The sequence below is a fragment of the Streptomyces sp. NBC_01264 genome, from assembly GCF_026340675.1.
Classification (GTDB): Bacteria; Actinomycetota; Actinomycetes; order Streptomycetales; family Streptomycetaceae; genus Streptomyces.
Genome location: NZ_JAPEOX010000001.1, coordinates 3,956,865 through 3,977,991 on the forward strand (window position 1 = coordinate 3,956,865; position 21,127 = coordinate 3,977,991).

The 21,127-nt window shown below is 72.4% G+C and carries 18 protein-coding genes and 1 other RNA gene; 5 read left to right on the plus strand and 14 right to left on the minus strand.

The features are described from left to right. Positions 1-252 precede the first annotated feature (252 nt). The 6 genes from OG435_RS18325 to OG435_RS18350 form a co-directional block, all read right to left on the minus strand. Positions 253-2,583 (minus strand): HelD family protein, encoded by a 2,331-nt coding sequence (locus OG435_RS18325; RefSeq protein WP_266877974.1) that lies wholly within the window; start codon positions 2,581-2,583, stop codon positions 253-255. 128 nt (positions 2,584-2,711) lie between these two features. Then, on the minus strand, positions 2,712-3,290 hold the full coding sequence (locus OG435_RS18330; protein ID WP_266877975.1) for a CGNR zinc finger domain-containing protein: 579 nt from the start codon (positions 3,288-3,290) through the stop codon (positions 2,712-2,714). A gap of 123 nt (positions 3,291-3,413) precedes the next feature. Then, positions 3,414-3,956: a GNAT family N-acetyltransferase gene (locus OG435_RS18335; RefSeq protein ID WP_266877976.1), complete on the minus strand. Its 543-nt coding sequence runs from the start codon at positions 3,954-3,956 to the stop codon at positions 3,414-3,416. Between the two features lie 47 nt (positions 3,957-4,003). Beyond that, positions 4,004-5,164: a uroporphyrinogen-III synthase gene (locus OG435_RS18340; RefSeq protein ID WP_266877977.1), complete on the minus strand. Its 1,161-nt coding sequence runs from the start codon at positions 5,162-5,164 to the stop codon at positions 4,004-4,006. Between the two features lie 168 nt (positions 5,165-5,332). Continuing rightward, a complete protein-coding gene (locus OG435_RS18345) occupies positions 5,333-6,703 on the minus strand; it encodes a nitrate/nitrite transporter (RefSeq protein ID WP_266877978.1) in 1,371 nt (456 codons plus the stop codon). 141 nt (positions 6,704-6,844) lie between these two features. Next, positions 6,845-7,816 (minus strand): LysR family transcriptional regulator, encoded by a 972-nt coding sequence (locus OG435_RS18350; RefSeq protein ID WP_266877980.1) that lies wholly within the window; start codon positions 7,814-7,816, stop codon positions 6,845-6,847. Between the two features lie 94 nt (positions 7,817-7,910). Between OG435_RS18350 and OG435_RS18355 the strand changes: the two genes are divergently transcribed. Then, the gene (locus OG435_RS18355; protein WP_430625649.1) at positions 7,911-9,323 is read left to right on the plus strand and encodes an MFS transporter; all 1,413 of its coding nucleotides are present in this window, start codon (positions 7,911-7,913) and stop codon (positions 9,321-9,323) included. Next, positions 9,299-9,487 carry a Txe/YoeB family addiction module toxin gene (locus tag OG435_RS18360; RefSeq protein WP_266877981.1) on the plus strand — a complete coding sequence of 63 codons (189 nt, stop codon included), beginning with the start codon at positions 9,299-9,301 and terminating at the stop codon, positions 9,485-9,487. Before OG435_RS18355 ends, OG435_RS18360 begins: the two co-directional genes overlap by 25 nt. A gap of 58 nt (positions 9,488-9,545) precedes the next feature. Here OG435_RS18360 and ssrA read toward each other — a convergent pair. From ssrA to OG435_RS18375, 3 genes are all read right to left on the minus strand, one after another. Continuing rightward, positions 9,546-9,934: a transfer-messenger RNA gene (ssrA, locus tag OG435_RS18365) on the minus strand. 127 nt (positions 9,935-10,061) lie between these two features. After that, positions 10,062-10,547 (minus strand): SsrA-binding protein SmpB, encoded by a 486-nt coding sequence (smpB, locus tag OG435_RS18370; protein ID WP_250741074.1) that lies wholly within the window; start codon positions 10,545-10,547, stop codon positions 10,062-10,064. Positions 10,548-10,565: 18 nt separating this feature from the next. Further along, entirely contained in the window at positions 10,566-11,768 is a 1,203-nt protein-coding gene (locus tag OG435_RS18375; RefSeq protein ID WP_266877986.1) for a S41 family peptidase, read from the minus strand. Between the two features lie 184 nt (positions 11,769-11,952). On the opposite strand from OG435_RS18375, the gene OG435_RS18380 reads away from it, so the two are divergent. Next, positions 11,953-12,675 (plus strand): RNA-guided endonuclease InsQ/TnpB family protein, encoded by a 723-nt coding sequence (locus OG435_RS18380; RefSeq protein WP_266877988.1) that lies wholly within the window; start codon positions 11,953-11,955, stop codon positions 12,673-12,675. A 35-nt stretch (positions 12,676-12,710) separates the two neighbouring features. Here OG435_RS18380 and ftsX read toward each other — a convergent pair whose 3' ends face one another. Together ftsX and ftsE are read right to left on the minus strand one after the other, a co-directional pair. Continuing rightward, entirely contained in the window at positions 12,711-13,634 is a 924-nt protein-coding gene (ftsX, locus tag OG435_RS18385) for a permease-like cell division protein FtsX (RefSeq protein ID WP_266877990.1), read from the minus strand. Positions 13,635-13,651: 17 nt separating this feature from the next. Continuing rightward, on the minus strand, positions 13,652-14,341 hold the full coding sequence (gene ftsE, locus OG435_RS18390) for a cell division ATP-binding protein FtsE (protein ID WP_243337359.1): 690 nt from the start codon (positions 14,339-14,341) through the stop codon (positions 13,652-13,654). A gap of 225 nt (positions 14,342-14,566) precedes the next feature. On the opposite strand from ftsE, the gene OG435_RS18395 reads away from it, so the two are divergent. Then, positions 14,567-14,761, plus strand: a complete 195-nt coding sequence (locus OG435_RS18395) for a hypothetical protein (protein ID WP_266877993.1) — start codon at positions 14,567-14,569, stop codon at positions 14,759-14,761. 112 nt (positions 14,762-14,873) lie between these two features. Here the strand turns inward: OG435_RS18395 and prfB are convergent, their stop codons facing one another. Continuing rightward, on the minus strand, positions 14,874-15,983 hold the full coding sequence (prfB, locus tag OG435_RS18400) for a peptide chain release factor 2 (RefSeq protein ID WP_266877995.1): 1,110 nt from the start codon (positions 15,981-15,983) through the stop codon (positions 14,874-14,876). A 327-nt stretch (positions 15,984-16,310) separates the two neighbouring features. On the opposite strand from prfB, the gene OG435_RS18405 reads away from it, so the two are divergent. Next, positions 16,311-17,345, plus strand: a complete 1,035-nt coding sequence (locus tag OG435_RS18405; RefSeq protein ID WP_266877996.1) for an isopenicillin N synthase family dioxygenase — start codon at positions 16,311-16,313, stop codon at positions 17,343-17,345. 423 nt (positions 17,346-17,768) lie between these two features. On the opposite strand, the gene OG435_RS18410 is transcribed toward OG435_RS18405, so the two are convergent. After that, entirely contained in the window at positions 17,769-19,037 is a 1,269-nt protein-coding gene (locus tag OG435_RS18410) for a serine/threonine-protein kinase (RefSeq protein WP_266877998.1), read from the minus strand. Positions 19,038-19,232: 195 nt separating this feature from the next. Continuing rightward, on the minus strand, positions 19,233-21,011 hold the full coding sequence (locus OG435_RS18415) for a serine/threonine-protein kinase (RefSeq protein WP_266878000.1): 1,779 nt from the start codon (positions 21,009-21,011) through the stop codon (positions 19,233-19,235). Positions 21,012-21,127: the final 116 nt, after the last annotated feature.

Sequence of the window (21,127 nt, forward strand, 5' to 3'; positions counted from 1 at the left end):
ACAAAAAAGGTCCGCGCCCCCCACGGAGTGGGGGGCGCGGACCTGGTGCTTCCTACGTCTATGACACCGACCCGCCATGCTCGCCTCGCGGCAAGTGGTCGCTCTAGGCGACGAAGGTTGGGCCCGGGGGCTTGGATCGAGTCGGTGCCGTAACCCAGGCTAACAAAGGTTCGCCGGAAGTGATCCCCCTACCGGCGACCGGTTGTCGGGACCACGCCCCTGGCCGTCCACCAACCGGCCCTACGCCCGGTGCTACGGCTTGAGCAGCGCCGCGACGCCCTCCGGATCCGGCTCGTCCCGGTCGGTGGCGATCACCGTCAGCTGCTGGGTCGCACGGGTCAGGGCCACGTAGAGCACCCGCAGACCCGCCGGGGACTCGTCCGCGATCTCCGCCGGGGAGACCACGACCGTGGCGTCGTACTCCAGGCCCTTCGCCTCCAGGCTGCCCAGGGCGACCGCCCGCTCCCCGAGGTCCGCGAGCCAGCCCGCGGCCTCCGCGCGCCGGTCCATGGCCACGACCACGCCGACCGTGCCGTCCACCTGCTCCAGCAACCGCCGGGTCTCCTCGACGACGGTGGAGCGCAGGTCCCGTCCCTCGGGGCCCACCGCCGTGAAGCGCGGCAGCAGCCCCGTGGAACGGACGGCCGTGGGCGGCTCCGTGCCCGGCGCCGCCAGCTTCAGCACCCGCGAGGCGACCTCGGCGACCTCGGCCGGGTTGCGGTAGTTCACCGTCAGGGTGAACTTGCGCCGCGGCCGCGTGCCCAGCGCCTCGTCGCGCGCCGCGGCCGCCTCCTCGGGATCGGTCCACGAGGACTGCGCCGGGTCCCCGACCACCGTCCACGTGCCGCCCCGGCCGCGGCGGCCGACCATCCGCCACTGCATCGGCGTCAGGTCCTGCGCCTCGTCGACGATGACGTGCGCGTACTCGGTGCGCTCTGCCGCGAGCCGCTCGGCCCGCTCCCACTGGGTCTCCTCGCGGGTCGGCATCAGCTCCTCCAGCCCGCTCAGCTGGTCCAGCGGGTTGAGCTCCCGCTTGCGCTTGGGCCGCGCGGGCGCGCCCAGCAGCTGCTGGAGCTCGTCCAGCAGCGCCACGTCGTGCACCGACAGGGCGCCCTTGCCGTCCGGTCCGACCCGGCGCAGGGAGCGCGCCACCTGTCGGGTCTCGCGCGGGTTCAGGTCCCGGCGCGACCAGCGCGACAGGCGCCGCTCGTCCGCCATGGAGGCGAGCACCCCGCGCGGCGTCAGCTCGGGCCACCAGGCGTTCAGGAAGTCGATGAACGCGTCCTCCGTCGAGACGTCCTCGTCGAAGGCGGAGCGCAGCTCGGCCGCGAGCTCCGGGTCGCTGTGCCGGCCGGCCCCGCCGGACTTGGAGTACAGCGCGTCCAGCAGCAGCTTGCGGGCGCGCGGGCGCAGCAGGTTGACCGGGGCGGTGCCCGACAGGACGTTCTGCCGGATCCGGTCGAGGTCGGGGGCCTCCAGCTCCTGGCGGCGCCCGAAGGCCACCACGCGCAGCCGGTCGGGGGCGGGGGTCCCGCCGGGACCGCCGAACTCCAGTGCTCCCCGGACGGCCTTGCGCAGCACCTTCAGCATCCGGGACGAGCCCTTGACGCGCGCCGTGGACGGGTCGTCGTACGTGGTCGCCTCGGCGCCGTCGACGAGCGAGCCGAGCGCCCGGATGGCGACCTGGCCCTCCTCGCCGAGGGAGGGCAGGACGCCCTCGGTGTAGGCGACCAGGAGCGGGGTCGGGGAGACGATCAGGATGCCGCCGGCGTAGCGCCTGCGGTCCTGGTAGAGCAGGTAGGCGGCGCGGTGCAGGGCGACGGCGGTCTTGCCGGTGCCCGGTCCGCCCGCGACCTCGGCGACCGAGGCGGCGGGCGCCCGGATGACGAGGTCCTGCTCGGCCTGGATGGAGGAGACGATGTCGCGCATCGAGTGGGTACGGGCCCGCCCGAGGGCGGCCATCAGGGCGCCGTCACCGATGACGGGCAGCTCGCCGCCGTCGAGGAAGGCGGTGACCTCGGGGCGCATCAGGTCGTCCTCGACGCCGAGCACCTTGCGGCCCTTGGAACGGATGACCCGGCGGCGCACGACGCGGCCGGGATCCTTGGGGGTGGAGCGGTAGAACGGCGCGGCCGCGGGGGCCCGCCAGTCAATGACGAGCGGCGCGTAGTCGGAGTCGAGGACCCCGATGCGGCCGATGTGGAGCGTCTCGGCGATATCGGCCGTGAGGTCGGTGCGGATCGCGTCCTCGGCCGGCTCGACGGAGGTGAAGGCGCCGTCGGGGCCCCGCTCCCCGTCCTTGCCGAGGACCAGGTCGATGCGGCCGAACAGGAAGTCCTCGAACTCGTTGTTGAGACGGTTGAGGTGGATCCCGGCGCGGAACACCTGCGCGTCCCGCTCCGCGAGGGCGCCGGGCGTGCCGACCTGGCCACGCTTGGCGGCGTCGTTCATCAGGAACTCCGCCTCGTGGATCTTCTCCTCAAGGCGTCGGTACACGTGATCGAGATGCGTCTGCTCGACCGCGATCTCCCGATCGCGGACGGAATCCGCCGTGCTGTCGACAGCGGCATTCTGCGCGGCCACCAAGGCCCCTTTCTGACGTGCATGGGCAGCCGTCAACCGTACGCCAAGGGGCCCGCCCGCGCACGCCCCTTCCGGGACGGCTCGCGGATCAGGACGAAGATCACGCCCCGCGGGCCCCGCGGACGGGGTCAGCCCGGGCGGGATTCCAGGACGCGCCGCCGGTGCCGGGCCACGCGCTCGCGGTTGCCGCAGAGCTCGCTGGAGCACCAGCGGCGGCGGTGTCCGCGCGAGGTGTCGAGGTAGACCCGGGCGCAGCCGTCGCCCTCGCAGGCCCGCAGCAGGTCCCGTTCGCCGGGATCGGTGAGCAGTTCGACGGCGTCCCGGGCCACGGCGGCGAGCAGCCCGGCGCATTCGACTCCGCCGCACAACTCCCGTACGAGGTGACCTTCTTGGTCCTGAACTGCACACAGTCCCGGGGGTGGACCGGCGGCCGCGGCGTTGACCCGGGCCAGCGGGGCGTGCGGCGGCGCGGCTCCGGCCAGCTCGGCCCGTACGAGGCTCTCGACGTCGGCGCGCAGCAGCCGGAAGGCGTGCACCCAGTCGTCCCCGACCCGGGTGAGCGGCGTCCGGTCGGGCACCAGCCCGGCTCCGGTGAGCCACAGCCGCAGCCCGTCGCCGTCCCGGATGCCCTCGGTGCCCCCGGGGTGCCCGTGGGGCGAAGAAGTAGCCACCAGGTCCAGGCAGACCCGCCCGGAGTCGAACCACATGCCCGTCACCGCCTCCCGCTCGGGGCGTGCCCCCAGAGTGCCCGTCGCGCGGGCACTCGGCTAGGGCCTGTCGCCACATTCCCGTCGTCGCCCGCGGGGCAGGCGGGAATGTGGCGACAGGCCCTAGGGGGCGGGCGGGTCGTCGTTGAGCAGCCGCTGGAAGAGGCGGTGGTCCTGCCAGTCCCCGCCGACGTGCAGGTAGCGGGGCGCGAGCCCGTACTGCTCGAAGCCGGCCTTCGCGAGCACCCGCTGCGAGCCCAGGTTGTCCACGCGCGTGCCCGCCTCGACGCGGTGCAGCCGGAGCTCGTCGCGGGCGATCCGGCAGATCTCGTGGACGGCGGCGGTGGCGACCCCCTTGCCGGCCCAGGCCTGGTCCACCCAGTAGCCGATGCCGCCGCTGCGCAGCGGCCCGAGCGCGATGGAGCCGAGGTTGATCGTCCCGATCGGCACCCCGCCCCCGAGCAGCACGTACGGCCGCACCCGCCCTCCGTCCCGGTCCGCGAGCAGCGCCTCGATGCGCTCGCGCTGTCCGGCCTCGGTGTAGAAGCCCGGCAGCCGCAGGGGCTCGTAGGGGGCCATATACGCCCGGTTGCGGTCCAGTGCCTCGGCGACCCCGGCGGCGTCGGCCGTCCGGATCTCGCGCATCTCCACCCCGTCAGTGATCATCCCAGCACGCTAACGGACGGCCCGGTCCCGGGCCAGACGCGTGCTCCTCAGGAGTCCGCGTACTTCGTGTCGGCGGCCATGTCCAGCGACAGCCGGTAGCCGCGCTTGACGACGGTCTGGATGAGGTTCGCCGCGCCGAGGGCCACGCGCAAGCGGGCCATCGCCGTTTCCACCGCGTGCTCGTCGCGGCCCGCGCCCGGCAGGACCCGCAGGAGTTCGGAGCGGGCCACGACCCAGCCCGGGCGCCGGGACAGGGCCCTGAGCAGGGCCATGCCGGCCGGCGGGACGGGGCGCAGCTCGCTGTCGAGGAGGACCGCGTGGCCGCGCAGCTCCAGCCGGTGTCCGGCCACCGGGAGCACGCGGGCCCGGCCCGGCAGTTCCTGGCACAGGAGCTGCACGAGGGGTCCCAGCCGGAACCGCTCGGGCTGCACCGTGGGCACGCCCTCCGCCTGCAGCGGCAGGGCCGTCACCGGCCCCACGCACGCGGAGAGCACCGACCCTCCGGTCAGCGCCGCGATCACCTGGTCCCGTACTCCCCGCTCCGCGGCCCGCGTCAGCAGGGAGGCCGCCGCCGGAGCGGAGGTGAAGCTCACCGCGTCCACCCCGCCCGCGGCCACCGCGTCGAGCAGCCGGTCCAGCGGCGCGAGGTCCTCCGGCGCCATCCACCGGTAGACGGGTACGCCGACCACCTCGGCCCCGCCGGCCCGCAGGGCCTCGATGAACCCGGGCAGCGGCTCCCCGTGCAGCTGGAGGGCGATGCGCCGACCGGCCACCCCGGCCGTGAGCAGCCGGTCCAGTACCTCGGCGAGCGATTCCGACCGCGGGGACCAGGTCTCCACGAGCCCGGCGGCCCGGATCGCCCCCTTCACCTTCGGTCCGCGCGCCAGCAGTTCGGTCTCCCGCAGCCGCCCGATCAGTTCCTCGCCCAGGCCCCACCCGTCGGCGGCCTCGATCCAGCCGCGGAAGCCGATGGCGGTGGTCGCCACCACCACGTCGGGCGCGCAGCCGATCAGTTCCTTGGTGGCGGACAGCAGTTCGGCGTCGTCGGCGAGCGGCACGATCCGCAGCGCGGGCGCGTGCAGCACGGTGGCCCCGCGGCGGCGCAGCAGGGCGATGAGCTCGTCGGCCCGCCGGGCGGCGGTGACCCCGACGGTGAATCCGGCGAGCGGGCCGGCCGGCGGACCGGTGGGAGTGTCCTGGTCGTGCATGGTGACCTGCCTCGCGCAGTGGTCGGGTCCGGTGTCGGGGTCCGATATCGGGGTCCGGTGTCGCGGTCACACGCAGTCGTGACGCTCGCGTGAACCGAGCCTGCCCTGGGGGCGTATCAGGCTCGGTTCACGCGTATTTCGGTGCCGTTAACCGACGTGTGCCCGCCGTTACACCGAGGTGAGCTGGGGCTTCGCCTCCGCCCCGGCGGTGGGGATCATGGCCTGGGCGGGCCGGCGAAGGTATACCGCCCAGGTGACGGCGCAGCACACCGCATAGAAGCCGAGGAAGGTCACGAAGGCCGCCGTGCCCGAGCCGGAGCTGAGGAACGCCTCGCGGAAGACCAGGTTGATGGCGAGTCCGCCGAGCGCGCCGACCGCGCCGATGAGTCCCATGGAGGCGCCGGACAGCCGCCGCCCGTACGCGGCCGCGTCCTCGCCGCTCATCCCGCGGGCCAGCGCCTTCGCCTGGAAGATGCCGGGGATCATCTTGTACGTGGAGCCGTTGCCGAGCCCGCTGAGGACGAACAGCCCCACGAAGCCGACCAGGAACACCGGCAGGGATTCCCGTACGGAGGCCAGGATCACCACTCCGGTCGCCGCCGCCATCGACACGAAGGTGCCCAGGGTGATCCACGCGCCGCCGAAGCGGTCCGCGAGGGCCCCGCCGACCGGCCGGATCAGCGAGCCGAGCAGCGGTCCGATGAAGGTGAGCGAGGCCGCCTGGAGCGGGGTGCGGCCGAACTGCGTCTGGAGCACCAGGCCGAAGGCGAAGCTGTAGCCGATGAAGGAGCCGAAGGTGCCGATGTACAGGAACGCCATGATCCAGGTGTGCGCGTCGCGGACCGCCTCCCGTACCGCTCCGGTGTCGTTGCGCACGGGCGCCAGGTTGTCCATCCGCAGCGCGGCGAGCGCCGCCGCGACCACGATGAGCGGGATGTAGGCGCCGAGCAGCAGCCGCGGGTGGCCGGCCCCGGCCGTACCGATGACCAGCAGGGCGGCGAGCTGGACCACGGGGACGCCGATGTTGCCGCCGCCCGCGTTGAGGCCGAGCGCCCAGCCCTTCTTGCGGAGCGGGAAGAAGGCGTTGATGTTCGTCATCGACGAGGCGAAGTTGCCGCCGCCGACCCCGGTCAGCGCGGCGACCAGCAGGAAGGTGTCGTACGAGGTCCCGGGCTCCATCACGATCCAGGCGGCGACCGTCGGCGCCAGCAGCAGCAGGGCGCTGACCACCGTCCAGTTGCGGCCGCCGAAGCGGGCCACGGCGAAGGTGTAGGGCACCCGGACCAGGGCGCCCACGCAGGTGGCGGTGGCGATGAGGAAGAACTTCCCGGCGGGGTCGATCCCGTACTTCGGGCCCATGAAGAGCACCATCACGGACCACAGGGACCAGATCGAGAACCCGATGTGCTCCGAGAGCACCGAGTAGATCAGGTTGCGGCGGGCCGTCTTCTCGCCCGTCTCCCGCCAGAAGGTCTCGTCCTCCGGGTCCCACCGCTCGATCCAGCGGCCACCCTTGCGCGGTGCGGTCGTACTGGTCATCACACGCCTCCACAGCTGCTGCGATCACGTCGCGCTCGTCGGCCTTGTCGGGGCTCATCGCGTCTCGTCCGTGGTGACGACCGTAGGAAGGGCTCGTTTCGGCCCCGGTCCCCGCCGGATGACCGGCGGGAAACCTTGCACTCACCCGTCGCCCGGGGCTGGTGTGAGCGCGGGCAGCCAACTGTCCGGGGGCACCTCCAGCCAGCCGCGCCCGGCCCCGAGCTCCGCGGCGGCGCGGCGCAGCGCGTCGAGCCCGGGATGGCTCGATCCCTTCCGCCACACCATGGAGAGCGGCGACAGCGGCACCGGGGCGGTCAGCGGCCGCTTGACGCAGCCGGGCATGTCGAGGAAGTCCACGGTGGCCAGGACCGGGTTGCCGGTCTTGACCATGACCCGGCGGAACTCGTCCTTGCCCACCGCCACCGGCGCGGGCGGCGCGGCCGCGATGCCCCGGCCGGCGAACAGCTCGCGCGCCAGCCCGGTCCACTCCCGGGTCCGCGGGTTCCCGGCCCCGGTGTACACCGTCTCGCCGCGCAGCGCGTCCAGCGGTACGGCGTCCAGCGCGGCCAGCGCGTGCCCCTCGGGCAGCAGCACGGCGAGCGGCTCGTACCGTACGGGCGCATGCGCGAGGCGGGCCCGCAGCGCCGGGTCGAGGCCGTCGGCGTACCCGAAGGAGACGTCGAGGCGGCCCGCGGCGATCTCGGCGGCGGCGTGGGTCAGCCCGGACTCGAAGCGGGCCATCAGCTCGCAGTCGGGGGCCAGTTCGCGGGCCCGGTCCAGGACGCTGCGGGCGGTCCCGGGGCCATCGGTGTTGAGGTCGACGAGCAGCGGCCGGGGCCCCGCTCCGGCGGTGAACGCCGAGGCCAGCTCCTCGTGCGCCCGCAGCACGCCCCGGGCCAGGGGCAGCAGCCGCTCCCCGTCCGGGGTCAGCTCGACGGCGCGGGTGGTGCGTACGAACAGGGGCGCGCCCAGGGTCTGTTCCAGCCGGCGCACGTCCCGGCTGAGGGCCTGCTGGGCCACGTAGAGGCGGGCTGCGGCCCGGGTGAAGTGCAGTTCCTCGGCCACGGCGAGGAAGGCGCGCAGCAGGCGGGGTTCCACGTCTCGGGGCGTCATCTGCGGAGACTAGACCACATTGACAGCACAGAGCGGTGAATCACCCCCGAACAGGTGTTGGACCGCTGACGGCCCCCGGCCCGAGCCTTGATCCATGCCCACCACCACCCCGCCGTCCGCTGCCGCTGCCCCGGGCCCTGCCCCTGCCCGTGTCCCTGCCCCCGGCACCGGCACCGCCCGCCGCGCCGCCCCGGCCGCGAGCGGCCCGCCGCTCATGGCCGTCTCCGGCAGCACGCTGGTGCTCGCCGCCGCCCCGGCGCGGCAGGGGCATCCGGGCCGCGCGGCGCGGCCGGCCCGCGCCCCGGGCCCGTACCGCCGGCTCTTCGCGCTCCCCGGCACCCGCGGGTTCACCACCGGGAACCTCATCGCCCGGCTCCCCATGGGCATGTTCGGCGTCAGCGCCGTCATGATGATCGCCGGGCAGCGCGGCTCCTACGCCCTGGCCGGCGCCGTCGTGGCGGCCGGCCTGACCGCCACCGCCCTCGTGGCGCCCTGGACGGCCCGGCTGGTGGACCGGTACGGGCAGGCCAGGGTCGCCGTGCCCGCCACCCTGATCGCGGTCCTCGGCTCGCTCTCCCTGATCGCGTGTGTCCGCGGCGGCGCCCCCGCGTGGACCCTCTTCGCCTCCTACGCCGCCACCGCGACCACCCCCAACATCGGCGGGATGTCCCGTGCCCGCTGGACGCACCTGTTGCGGGACGACCAGGCCGCCCGGCACACCGCGATGTCCTTCGAGCAGGCCGCCGACGAACTGGCGTACATGCTCGGGCCGGTGGCCGCCGCGTTCCTGTGCACCGCCGCCTTCCCGGAGGCGGGCACCCTCGCCGGGGCCGTCCTGCTCCTCACCGGGATGCTGGTCTTCACGGCGCACCGCGCCACCGAGCCGCCGCCGGCGCCCGCGGTCCGGGGGCCGTCCCCGCTCCGCGCCCTGGGCGGACTGCTGCCGCTCTTCCTCGCCCTCGGGGCGATGTTCGGCTCCATGGAGATCACCTCGATCGCCCACCTCGGCGCCCACGGGCTCGGCGGGCTCTCGGGCCCGGTCCTCGCCCTCCAGGCGGCCGGCTCCTGCGCGGCCGGCCTGCTCTACGGCACCCTGCGCCCGCGCACGCTCCCCGTCTGCCTCGGCGCCCTGGCCCTCGCCATGTTCCTGCCCCTGGCGGCGGCGGCCACCAGCTCCCTCCTCGCCCTGGGCCCGGCCCTCCTGCTGGCCGGCATGGCCACGGCCCCGGTCATGGTCACCGCGATGTCCCGGATCCACGCCGTCACCCCGCCGGGCCGCCTCAACGAGGGCATGACCCTCGCCGTCACCGCCCTCTTCGCGGGCATCGCGGCAGGCTCCGCGACGGCCGGCGCCGCGATCGACCACTGGGGCCCGACCACCCCGTACGCCCTCCCGGCGGGTGCGGCGCTGCTGGCGCTCCTCCTGGGCGGGGTCGCCGTGCCTGGGACGACTTCCTCTTCTGGCTCGCATGGGACCGGAAGATGGCCCGCAGGATCAGTCGCCTGATCGGCGAAATCCAGCGCGACCCGTTCGGCGGGATCGGTAAACCCGAACCCTTGCAGGGCGAGCTGTCGGTATACGGGTCCCGCCGGATCGACGACGAACACCGGCTCGTCTACCGGGCCGACGAGAAGGAAATGAAGATCCTGAAGGCCCGCTACCACTACTGACGGGCACGACAAAGGCCCCGCAGCCTGATGGCCGCGGGGCCTTTACCCAACATGGGGGTTGTGGAGATGGCGGGAATCGAACCCGCGTCCAACGGTGCAGAAGTAGGGCTTCTCCGAGCGCATTCCGCTGCGCTTTTCTCGGCCCCGGAGATCACACGGACAAGTCTCCGACGGGCTCAGTCACTGTTTGATTTCCCTCTATCCCCCGTGACCGGAGTTAGAGGTTTAGATCCCTAATTGACGCCAGGATCCGGACCGGGACCACTTCCGGGCTGACGCTCCTCACAGAGGCTTCAGCTCACTGTTATTAGGCAGCGAGGGTGAAGCGGGAGTTATCGCTCTTGGAGTTGGCGATTATTGTTTGCGACATATGGTTAACGAGATCATTGCCGCTTTCTCGGCTCGCTTCCCCTACATCGACATCCGCTGTCGAAACCGATCATCCCCATGTTTCACGCTGTTCAGTTATGAGATCCAGCAGGCGCTCTCCATGCGTCCCGCCCGACCGGCGCCACCCGCAAGCGCGTGGTGCTGACGCCATGGTACGCGAAGTGGACCACTGCGTGCCAGAAGATTAAAGCTGGCCGCGTTCCTTGCGCTTCACGGCCGAGATCACCCGGTTCGTCTCGCGCGTGTCCTGCTTCTCGCGCAGCGCCTGCCGCTTGTCGTACTCCTTCTTGCCCTTCGCCAGCGCGATCTCGATCTTCGCCCGGCCGTCCTTGAAGTAGAGGGCGAGCGGCACGATCGTGTTGCCGGTCTCCCCCGTCTTCGAGTCCAGCTTGTCGATCTCCTCGCGGTGCAGGAGGAGCTTGCGCTTGCGCCGCGCGCTGTGGTTGGTCCAGGTTCCCTGGCTGTACTCCGGCACGTGCACGTTGTAGAGCCAGGCCTCGCCGCTCTCCACCGACACGAAGCCGTCCACCAGCGAGGCACGGCCCTGACGCAGGGACTTGACCTCGGTACCCGTGAGCACGAGGCCGCACTCGTAGGTGTCGATGATCGTGTAGTCGTGCCGCGCCTTCTTGTTCTGGGCGATCAGCTTGCGCCCTGTTTCCTTAGCCATAGTGCGGTCATTTTCGCACTACGGACCCACCCCGATGCCACTCAATACCGTGCGGGCCCGTTCCTCGACCCGGTCCGCCGCCGCCAGGTCCGGGGTGATGCCCGTGCCGTCCAGACTGCGGCCCGCCGGAGTGCGGTACGTCCCCACCGTCAGCTCCGCCACCGATCCGTCCGGCAGCTCCGTGGGCATCTGCACCGTGCCCTTGCCGAAGGTGCGGGTGCCGACCGCCACCGCGCGGCCCCGGTCCTGGAGGGCTCCGGTGACCAGTTCGGCCGCGCTCATCGTGCCGCCGTCCACCAGCGTCACCAGCGGCCGGGCCGTGTCGCCGCCCGGGGTCGCGTAGAGGGCGCGCTGGGCGCCGCGCACGTCGTACGTCGCCACCAGCCCGCCGTCCAGGAAGGCGGAGGCGGCCGTCACGGCCTCGGTGACCAGGCCTCCGGTGTTGCCGCGCAGGTCGAGCATGACCCCGCCGCCGGCCGGGGCGGCGCGCACCGCGGTACGGACCCGCTCGCCGGACCCCCGGGTGAAGGAGGCGACCTTGATGACCGTGATCCCGCCGGGCAGTTCCCGTACCGTCACGGGCTCGCTGCGCAGCTCCTCGCGCCGCACGGTCTGCGTGAGGTCGGTCCCGCCGCGGGTCAGCTTCAGCTCCACGGGGGTGCCGGCCTCGCCGCGCAGCAGCGCCACCACCTCGGCCACCTTGAGCCCGGTCACGCCCTGCCCGTCGATGCTGAGCAGCCGGTCCCCGGCGCGCATCCCGGCCCGCGCCGCGGGACTCCCGGGCTGGACCCGGTCGATCTCGATGCGGCCGTCGCGCAGCCGCCCGGCCCACAGGCCGACGCCCGTCCAGCGGCCGTCCAGGTCGTCGGCGAAGGCCTCGTACTCGCCCTGGTCGTACACCGCGGCCCAGCGGTCCCCGCTGCGGCTGACCACGTCCTGGGCCGCCGACTTCGCGGACTTGCCCTCGGCGACGGCCTCGGCGGCCGCGCGGGCCACCGCGTCCCGGTCGGCGGTGGCCGCCTCCCGGGGCGGCTGCGGGTGCGGCCCCGGCGCGGGAGGATCCGTACGGGCCACCAGCAGGGTGGACCCGGCCTCCCCGTCGGCGAAGTCCCAGCTCCCGGTACACGCGCCGGCGCCCACGGCGGCGAGGAAGACCAACGTCAAAACGGCCCCGCGACGCACGTCGCGGGGCCGGAGACGGAGAGCGGTCAGTCCCGGCATGGCGCCGAGTGTACGACAAGCCGCGTGACGGCAAGGAGCGTTGAGCAGACCGCACGAGGGCGCTCACCACCACCCAGCCAGAGGATGCGCACCCCTTCCCGCGGCACGAATGGTCGGCCGCTCGTTCGGGTGGGGAATCTGCGTACCGGGGAGAGAAGCAGGCCGGGCTCCCTGGGTTGACGTCATGGCGGCAATCGCAGAAGGCGGGGAGGCCGGACACGCCCGGTACACCTATCGACTGCGCGTGTCGTCCACGGCCCGCACAGCCCTGCTGTCCGAAGGGGACCGGTGCCGGTGGGTGTGGAACCAATGTGTCGCCACGTCCCGCGCGGCGCACAGGGCCGAAGAGAAGTGTGGACCTGCCGGTCTCGACAGGATGCTGACCGGCTACCAGCGGATGATGGCCCGCCGGAAGCCCAGGCTCGGACAGGCTGCCTCGAAGGGCTACCGCAAGGTCAAGCACCAGGCCGCGAAGGCTCACAAGAAGATCGTCCGGCAGCGTCAGGACACGGCTCGCAAGTGGGCCAAGCGCGTCGTGACGGACTTCGATCAATTGGCGGTGGAGGACTTCCGGCCGAAGTTCCTCGCGAGGTCCAACATGGCCCGCAAGGCCGCGGACGCGGCGATCTCGGCCACCAAGCGCGAGTTGATCAACATGGCGCGCAAGCGCGGCCGCGACCTACGGCTCGTGCATCCCGCGCACACCACCACGGACTGCGGACGATGCGGAGCGAGAACCAAGCACGCACTGCCGCTCTCGGAACGTACCTACACGTGCACCGCGTGCGGAGCCGTGTCCCCCAGGGACAAGAACTCCGCACGCGTGATGCTCGTCCGGGCTGGTCTCATCCCGGCTACCGCTGATCGCGTGAGACCTGGCGGGCCGCCGGCCCGCCAGGCAGCGTGAGGTAGGAATCCCCTTCGTCGCCGAAGGGGAGGACGTCAAACCTTCAGGTACTTGCGCAACGCGATGAAGGCGGCCAGGGAGGGCATCAGGACGCCGATGACCAGGACGAGCGGCAGCTTGGTCAGGACCGAGTCCCAGCCGATGAAGTTGATGAGCTCCATCTTGTCGCGCAGCGCGGCCCCGTGGTCGATCACGAAGTACTGGCCCGCGCCGAGCATCCCGCAGGCGAGCAGCGCGCCGATGAGGCCGGCGAAGGCCGCCTCCATGATGAACGGCACCTGGATGTAGAAGCTGGAGGCGCCCACCAGGCGCATGATCCCGGTTTCGCGCCGACGGCTGAAGGCCGAGACGCGCACCGTGTTGACGATCAGCAGCAACGCCACGATCAGCATGATCAGCATGATGCCGAGGGCGGCCCAGTTGAGGTAGCCGAGGAGTCTGAAGAGGTTGTCCAGCACGGTGCGCTGGTCCTCCACCGACTGGACCCCGTCGCGCCCGGAGAAGGAGGTCGTGATGACCTTGTACTTCTCCGGCTGTTTGAGCTTCACCCGGAAGGATTCGGGCATCTGGTCCGGGGTGATGGACGCGGCCAGGGCGGTGTGCCCGAACTGCTCCTTGTAGTGCTTGAAGGCCTCGTCGGAGGACTCGTAGGTGACGGCCTCCACGAGGTCCATGCCCTTGAGCTCGGTCTCCAGGGCCTGCTTCTGCTCCGGAGTCACCGCGCCCTTGGAGCAGGCGGCCCCGTTGGTGGACTCGGCGTCGCTCTTGTTGCAGAGGTAGATGGAGACGTTGACCTTGTCGTACCAGTACCCCTTCATCTTGCTCACCTGGTCGCGCATGAGCAGGGAACCGCCGAACAGGGCCAGCGACAGGGACACGGAGATGATGACCGCGAAGGTCATGGTCAGGTTACGGCGGAGACCGACCCCGATCTCCGACATGACGAACTGGGCGCGCATCGCGTCTCAGGAGCCTTTCAGTGCTGGTAGCCGTAGACGCCGCGCGACTGGTCGCGGACGAGACGGCCCTGCTCGAGTTCGATGACGCGCTTGCGCATCTGGTCGACGATCTGCTGGTCGTGGGTCGCCATGATCACGGTGGTGCCGGTCCGGTTGATCCGGTCCAGCAGCTTCATGATGCCGACGGAGGTCTGGGGGTCCAGGTTGCCGGTGGGCTCGTCCGCGATCAGCAGCGCCGGCCGGTTGACGAAGGCGCGGGCGATGGCCACGCGCTGCTGCTCACCACCGGAGAGCTCGCCGGGCATCCGGTCCTCCTTGCCGCCGAGGCCGACGAGTTCGAGGACCTGGGGAACGGCCTTCTTGATCTCGCCGCGCGGTCTGCCGATGACCTCCTGGGCGAAGGCCACGTTGTCGGCCACCGACTTGTTGGGCAGCAGGCGGAAGTCCTGGAATACGGTCCCCAGCTGGCGCCGCATCTGCGGAACCTTCCAGTTGGAGAGCTTGGCGAGGTCCTTGCCCAGGACGTGCACCTGGCCGTGGCTCGCCCGCTCCTCGCGCAGGATGAGCCGCATGAAGGTGGACTTGCCGGAGCCGGAGGAGCCGACCAGGAAGACGAACTCGCCCTTCGCGATGTCCAGGGAGACATCTCTGAGTGCGGGGCGGCTCTGCTTCGGGTAGGACTTGGAGACGTTGTCGAATCGGATCACGGGTGCACCACGGTCGCCGGGAGTAGGTGTGCGTGACCATACGCGAACAGGCGCGAGGTGTGGACCCGGCGTCCGGAGTTGCCCGATATATCCCCTGGTCCGGGAGGTGCGCGACCGCGATTGCACGGAGGGGCCGCGCCGAATGTCATCGAAGCTGGCACAGTGGGAGGGGGAACGGACCGGTTCCCGCGACCGTTGTAACCGAGGGGACGAAAGGAGGAGCGCATGACATATGACCGGCTCGTGTGCGCGAACTGCGCCGGACCTGTCAGCCAAGGCCGCTGCCGGGTGTGCCGGGCGAACCGGGAGCGCCTCCAGCAGGAGGGCCCCTTCTCCGGCGGTATCAACCCGATGGCGCTCATCGCGCTGCTGGTGATCCTCGTGGCCGCGCTGGCACTGGTGGCTCAGCAGACGGCGTAGCTTCCTCAGCCGCCACGTCCCGATCAGACGCAGAAGACGCAGGAACGGAAGGGCCCGGACGCCTCCACGGCGTCCGGGCCCTTCTGTGATGTCTGACTACGCGACTACGCGACTACGCGGTCTGCTCCTGCTGCTTGCGCCAGCGGATCCCGGCCTCCAGGAAGCCGTCGATCTCGCCGTCGAGCACCGCCTGCGGGTTGCCGACCTCGAACTCCGTACGGAGGTCCTTGACCATCTGGTACGGGTGCAGGACGTAGGACCGCATCTGGTTGCCCCAGGAGCTTCCGCCGTCCTTGAGGGCGTCCATCTTGTCCTTCTCCTCCTGGCGGCGCCGCTCGAGCAGCTTGGCCTGGAGGACGTTCATCGCGCTCGCCTTGTTCTGGATCTGCGAGCGCTCGTTCTGGCACGAGACCACGATGCCGGTCGGCAGGTGCGTGATGCGGACCGCGGAGTCGGTCGTGTTGACGCCCTGGCCGCCGGGGCCCGAGGCGCGGTACACGTCCACGCGCAGCTCGCCCTCGTCGATCTCGACGTGGTCGCTGGACTCGACGACCGGCAGCACCTCGACGCCCGCGAAGGAGGTCTGGCGGCGGCCCTGGTTGTCGAAGGGCGAGATCCGGACGAGCCGGTGGGTGCCCTGCTCGACGGAGAGGGTTCCGTAGGCGTACGGGGCCTTGACCACGAAGGTGGTCGACTTGATGCCGGCCTCTTCCGCGTACGAGGTCTCGTAGATCTCGGTCGCGTAGCCGTGGCGCTCGGCCCAGCGCAGGTACATGCGCTGCAGGCGCTCGGCGAAGTCAGAGGCGTCCACGCCGCCGGCCTCGGCACGGATGTTGACCAGCGCCTCGCGCTCGGCGTACTCGCCGGAGAGCAGGGTGCGGACCTCCATCTCGTCCAGCGCCTTGCGTACGGAGACCAGCTCGGTCTCCGCCTCGGCGAGGGTGTCCGCGTCGTCCATCTCCTGGGCGAGGTCGAACAGCACCGCCAGGTCGTCGATGCGCCCGCGCAGGTTCTCGGTCTTGCGGACCTCCGCCTGGAGGTGCGAAAGCTTGCTCGTGATCTTCTGGGCGGCCTCCGGGTCGTCCCACAGGGACGGCGCGGCGGCCTGCTCCTCGAGCACGGCGATATCTGCCCTCAGCTTGTCGAGGTCCAGGACGGCCTCGATCGACCCCATGGTCGAGGAGAGGGACTTCAGCTCTTCGGAAACATCGACGACTGCCACGGGTCCAGCGTAGCCGGTCCCCGGGGGGCGCTCTCCGGGCAGGCCGGATCCCCCGTACTGAGGACGGGTCGCACGGGCGTACGCTCACGATATGACCGCCCTCCCCGTCACGCGCCGTCTCGTGAAGCGCCGCCATGTGGACCACATGCGTGTCACGACGACGAGCTGTCTGCCGCCGGACCATCCCCAAGCCTGATCCACCCCGATCCGACTTGGTCCTGTACGCGGCCCCGCGGCCCCGGCGCCAACCCTGCCGGCGGCCCTCCCCCGCCGCGGCCCCCGCCACCCCTGGGGACAGGACCCCGTGACATCCGAAACGGAGCCGTCATGCCGTCCGCGCACCCTTCTTCCCCCGATTCATCCTCTGCCCTGCCCTCCCTTCCGGTCCTGGACCTCTCCCAGGCCGATGATCCGGCGCTGCGCGATTCCTTCCGGAAGGAACTGCACGCAGCCGCCCGGGACAGTGGCTTCCTGCACCTCACCGGGCACGGGATCACCGCCGCCGAGAGCGCCCGCATCCTGGCGCTGACCAGGGAGTTCTTCGCCCTTCCGGAGGCGGACCGGCTGGCCGTGAGCAATCTCAACTCCCCGCACTTCCGGGGGTACACCCGCATCGGGCACGAGCTGACGGGCGGCGCCTCCGACTGGCGCGACCAGCTCGACGTGGGCGCGGAGCGGCCGGCGCGGGACGTGGGACCGGACGACCCGGCGTACCTGTGGCTGGAGGGCCCCAACCAGTGGCCCGCGGCGCTTCCGGAACTGCGGGACGTGGTGCTGGAGTGGCAGTCCCGGCTGGCGGCGGTGGCCCACCGGCTGCTCCAGGAGCTGCTCGCCTCGATCGGCGCCCCGGCGGACTTCTTCGACGCGGCCTTCGCGGACCGCCCCCACCTGCACACGAAGCTGATCCGCTACCCGGGATCCGCCCCGACGGGCACCGACCAGGGGGTCGGGGCCCACAAGGACTACGGCTTCCTCACCTTGCTCCTCCAGGACTCGGTGGGCGGGCTCCAGGTGGTCCGGGACGGGGCCTTCCTGGACGTCCCCCCGCTGCCCGGGGCCTTCGTGGTCAACCTGGGCGAGCTGCTGGAGATCGCTACGGAGGGGTACCTGACGGCGACGGACCACCGCGTGGCTAGCCCGGCGGGGGGTGTGGAGCGGTTCTCGGTGCCGTTCTTCTACAACCCGCGCCTGGACGCCGTCATCGAGACGGTCCCGGGCGATTACCTGGACTCGGCGCCGGGGATAGCGCACGACGCGTCCAACCCGCTGCACGCGGAGTACGGCCGCAACGAGCTGAAGGGCTGGGTCCGCGCGCACCCGGCGGTGGCGCGGCGCTGGCACCCGGAACTGACCGGGGCGTAGCCTCCGCAGCCGCGCCCCGGAGCCCCGCGGGGCCGTAGCCGGGGAGCCCTGCGGGGCCGTAGCCCCGGAGCCCTGCGGAGCCGTAACCCTGGAGCCCGCGGGGCAGTAGCCGGGGAGCCCTGAGGGGCGAGGTCCCCTACCCGCCCTTCCACCGCTCCCCGGGGGCTTCGCCCCGGACCCGTTGCCGGGTGCGGCGCCGTTCCCGGGGGCCAGCCCCCGGACCCCCGCTCCTCAAACGCCGGAGGGGCTGATTGTGCCCGGCCGGAGCTGGATTGCCCGCAGGGCAATGCCAGCCCCGCCGACGTTTGAGGCACGGGGTCTGGGGCGGAGCCCCAGGAGGGGTCCGGGCGCAGCCCGGGGAACGGGCGAAGGGCGGGTAGGGGACCCGGCCCCGCAGGGCCCGCCCGGCCCGCGCGCGCCCCGCTACGGGGACGTGGAGCCCGACTGCTTGTCGTTCTGGGGCGGCGCCGAATCGGAGGAGACGGCCAGCCAGCTGCCGACTCCGACCGCCGCGGCCAGCGCGACCGCGGCAGCGGACAGCGCGAGCCGCCGCTTGCGGACGGTCTCCGCCCGGTGCCGCGCGGACCCCGGCCGGTACCCGCCGGCAGGACGCGGAACCCGGGCCGTGCCCAGCGCACCCCCCGCCAGCTCGTCCGGCCCCGGCACCCGCATCGAGGTGTGGGTGTCCCGGTTGGAATCCGTGGAGGACCCGGGGACCAGCGGCACCACACCCCGCCGCCGCACCGGATCCCCGGCGGCAGCGGCAGAGGCGGCGGCAGAGGCCTCCGCCTCCGTGAACTCCGCCTGCTCCGGCTCGTCCGGTTCGTCCACGTCCAGCGGCGGCATCCCCGCGAGCAGCGGCAGCAGGTCCCGTAGCCGCAGGGAGAGCTCCGAGGCCCGCAGCCGCGAGGCGGGGGCCTTCGCCAGGCACTGGACCATCAGCTGCCACAGCTCGTCGGGGATCCCCGGCAGCGGGACGACGGTCTCCGTCACATGGCGCCGCAGCACCGCCCCGGGATGCCCGCCGCCGAACGGTGTGAACCCGGCGAGCAGTTCGTACAGCACGGTGGCCAGGGCGTAGATGTCCACCGCCGCACGCGGCGGCAGGCCTTCGACGATCTCCGGCGCCAGGTAGTCGGGCGTGCCGATGATCCGGGTGGTCGGGGCCGAGGCCCGGCCGCCGGTGGCCCGCCGGGGGGAGTCGATGAGCTTGGCCACGCCGAAGTCCGTGAGCAGCGCCGGGTGCGCGCCGCCCGGGCCGAGCGGGCCCTGCATGTCGAGCAGGACGTTCTCCGGCTTCACGTCCCGGTGCACGACCCCGGCCGCGTGCGCCGCGGCGAGCGCGTCGGCGACGTCCGCGACGATGGCGACGGCCGCCTCGGGGGCGAGCCGTCGCTCGCGGTCGAGGCGCGTGCGCAGGTCCGTACCGCGGACGAGGTCCATGACGAGGGCGAGGTCGTTGCCGTCCACGACGAGGTCGCGGACGCAGACGACGTGCGGGTGCTCCAGGCCCAGGAGCGCGCTGCGCTCCTGGACGAACCGTCCGACGAGTTCCTGGTCGGACGCGAGGTCCTCGCGCAGCAGTTTGACGGCGACGGGGCCGTCAGGCCCCTCGCCCAGCCACACCGTGCCCGCGCTGCCGCGTCCCAGGATCTGGTGCGCGGTGTACCGGCTGCCGATCTTCCGTGCCACGACTGCTCCCTCAGCGGCTGGCGTACGCACCAAAGCTACGCGGCCGGATGGGGGTTGGAGTCCACGGATCGCGGCGACCTTCACTTCTGCGGGCGAAATCACGTCCCGGAAGTCGACAAATCCACGAAGTCACCGGTATGGAGCCCGGTTCGGGCGGTTTACGCAGGTACAGCGCGCCCAGCGGGCGCGGAGGAGTCAGGGGCTCGTACCGCCGCCCGTGGCATCGCCGATCGCGGTGACCCAGTCCACGGCGTCCGAACCCCAGGTCCACACCTGGTCCCACCAGCCGCGGCCGGTGCCGACCCACTCCTGGAGCGGGGTCAACTCCCAGACCAGCCAGCCCGCGACGAAGAACACCAGGATCATCACCAGGCAGCCCTTGAGGCATCCCAGCCCGGGGATCTTCACCGGGTTCGCGCTGCGGCGAGGCTCGCGGGGCTCCCGCTGCGGCGGCTGCTGACGCGGCGGCGGGCCCTGCGGTGGCTGCTGCTGCGGCTGCTGGGGCTGGCGGTACTGGGGCTGCTGCGGCTGCTGGTACTGCTGGGGCTGCTGCGGCTGATAGTGCTGCGGCGGGGGCTGCGGCGCGTACTGCTGGGGCTGGTACTGCTGAGGCTGCTGGTACTGCTGCGGCGGCGGGGCCTGCCGGTACGGCTGCTGCTGCGGAGGCTGCTGCGGTCGCTGCGGCTGCTGCGGGGGCCGCTGCGGCTGCTGGTACTGCTGCCGCGGCGGCGGGCCCTGGCGCTGCGGCCGGCGGCGCAGCGGGTCCTCGCTCGGGTCCAGGTAGTGCATCTGCGTCTGCTCGTTGCGGTCGCGGGCCGCCTGCATCTGCGACTGCCACGGGTGCGGCTGGTCCGGCCGCTGCACGGGCGGCATCACGGAGGTCGGGTCGGCGCCGGGCGCACCCGTGCTCGGGAGCACGGACGTGGCGTCGGCCCCGCCGACCGGCGGCATCACGCTGGTCATGGCGTTGGGGTCGTAGGCCCCCATCGGGGAGGCCCCGGCCGCGCCGGGCAGCATCTGCGTCGCGTCCGCGGCGCCCGGGGTCTCGGGCACGGGCGCGGGCGAGGGGTCGGGCGCGAGGAGCGCGCCGACGCCGAGGGCGGCCTCGACCTCGGCGGCCGTGGAGTGCACGCCGATGCCGGAGGCGACCACGCGCAGGCCGCGCGCCAGGGTCTGCGCGCTCGGGCGCTCGCCCGGCTCCTTGCGCATGCAGCGCTCGATGACCGTCCACAGGGGCTCGGGCACGTTCGGCGGGCGCTGCGGATCCTCGCTGAGGTGGCGGTGCAGGACCTCCAGCGCGGTGCCCCCGGCGAAGGGGGGCCGGCCGGTGAGGAGCTCGTAGAGCAGGATGCCGGCGCCGTAGATGTCGACGGCGGAGGTCTGCGGGCGGCCCTCGGCGGACTCGGGGGCGACGTAGGCCGGGGTGCCGACGAACTCGTGCGTGCGCGTCAGGCCCGGGGAGTCCGCCAGTCGCGCGATGCCGAAGTCGGTGAGCATCGGCTTCATCTGGCCGTCGCGCTCGTCGACCAGGACGTTGGCGGGCTTCAGGTCGCGGTGGACCACGCCGTCGGCGTGGCTCGCGGCGAGCGCGTCCGCGATCTGGGCGGTGAGCAGGCTGGCGGCGACCGGCGAGAAGGGGCCGTTCTCGCGCAGGTACTTGTGCAGGTCCGGGCCGTCGATGAGGTCCATGACGAGGGCGAGGAGGTCGCCCTCGACCACGAGGTCGCGGGTGCGGACGATGTTGGGGTGCGTCAGGCGCAGCAGGACCGAGCGCTCGCGCAGGAAGCGCATGACGATGTCCGGGTCCTGGGCCAGCTCCTCCTTGAGGACCTTGATGGCCACGGTCTCGCCGGGGTGGCCGGCCACGGCCGCCTCCGCACCGGCCGCCTCACGCTGGCGGGCGCGCCAGACGGTGCCCGTGGCGCCGCGCCCGAGCGGCTCCTCGAGCAGGTACTTGCTGCCGACTGGCCGCACGTCACGCGCTCCCTGCTGTCGTCGATTCCGGCGAGTGGTCCGCGCGTGTTCCACGCGTGATCCAGGCCTGATCTGCGAAATGGTTTTCCGGCCCACTCTAGGGCTTGTCCCGAGGG

Excerpts from the sequence above, each read along its gene's own strand:
- OG435_RS18330 (WP_266877975.1), bottom strand. The coding sequence starts at position 3,290 with ATGTGGTTCGACTCCGGGCGGGTCTGCCTGGACCTGGTGGCTACTTCT.
- OG435_RS18335 (WP_266877976.1), bottom strand. The coding sequence starts at position 3,956 with ATGATCACTGACGGGGTGGAGATGCGCGAGATCCGGACGGCCGACGCC.
- OG435_RS18340 (WP_266877977.1), bottom strand. The coding sequence starts at position 5,164 with ATGCACGACCAGGACACTCCCACCGGTCCGCCGGCCGGCCCGCTCGCC.
- OG435_RS18345 (WP_266877978.1), bottom strand. The coding sequence starts at position 6,703 with ATGACCAGTACGACCGCACCGCGCAAGGGTGGCCGCTGGATCGAGCGG.
- OG435_RS18350 (WP_266877980.1), bottom strand. The coding sequence starts at position 7,816 with ATGACGCCCCGAGACGTGGAACCCCGCCTGCTGCGCGCCTTCCTCGCC.
- OG435_RS18355 (WP_430625649.1), top strand. The coding sequence starts at position 7,911 with ATGCCCACCACCACCCCGCCGTCCGCTGCCGCTGCCCCGGGCCCTGCC.
- OG435_RS18360 (WP_266877981.1), top strand. The coding sequence starts at position 9,299 with ATGGCCCGCAGGATCAGTCGCCTGATCGGCGAAATCCAGCGCGACCCG.
- smpB (WP_250741074.1), bottom strand. The coding sequence starts at position 10,547 with ATGGCTAAGGAAACAGGGCGCAAGCTGATCGCCCAGAACAAGAAGGCG.
- OG435_RS18375 (WP_266877986.1), bottom strand. The coding sequence starts at position 11,768 with ATGCCGGGACTGACCGCTCTCCGTCTCCGGCCCCGCGACGTGCGTCGC.
- OG435_RS18380 (WP_266877988.1), top strand. The coding sequence starts at position 11,953 with ATGGCGGCAATCGCAGAAGGCGGGGAGGCCGGACACGCCCGGTACACC.
- ftsX (WP_266877990.1), bottom strand. The coding sequence starts at position 13,634 with ATGCGCGCCCAGTTCGTCATGTCGGAGATCGGGGTCGGTCTCCGCCGT.
- OG435_RS18395 (WP_266877993.1), top strand. The coding sequence starts at position 14,567 with ATGACATATGACCGGCTCGTGTGCGCGAACTGCGCCGGACCTGTCAGC.
- OG435_RS18405 (WP_266877996.1), top strand. The coding sequence starts at position 16,311 with ATGCCGTCCGCGCACCCTTCTTCCCCCGATTCATCCTCTGCCCTGCCC.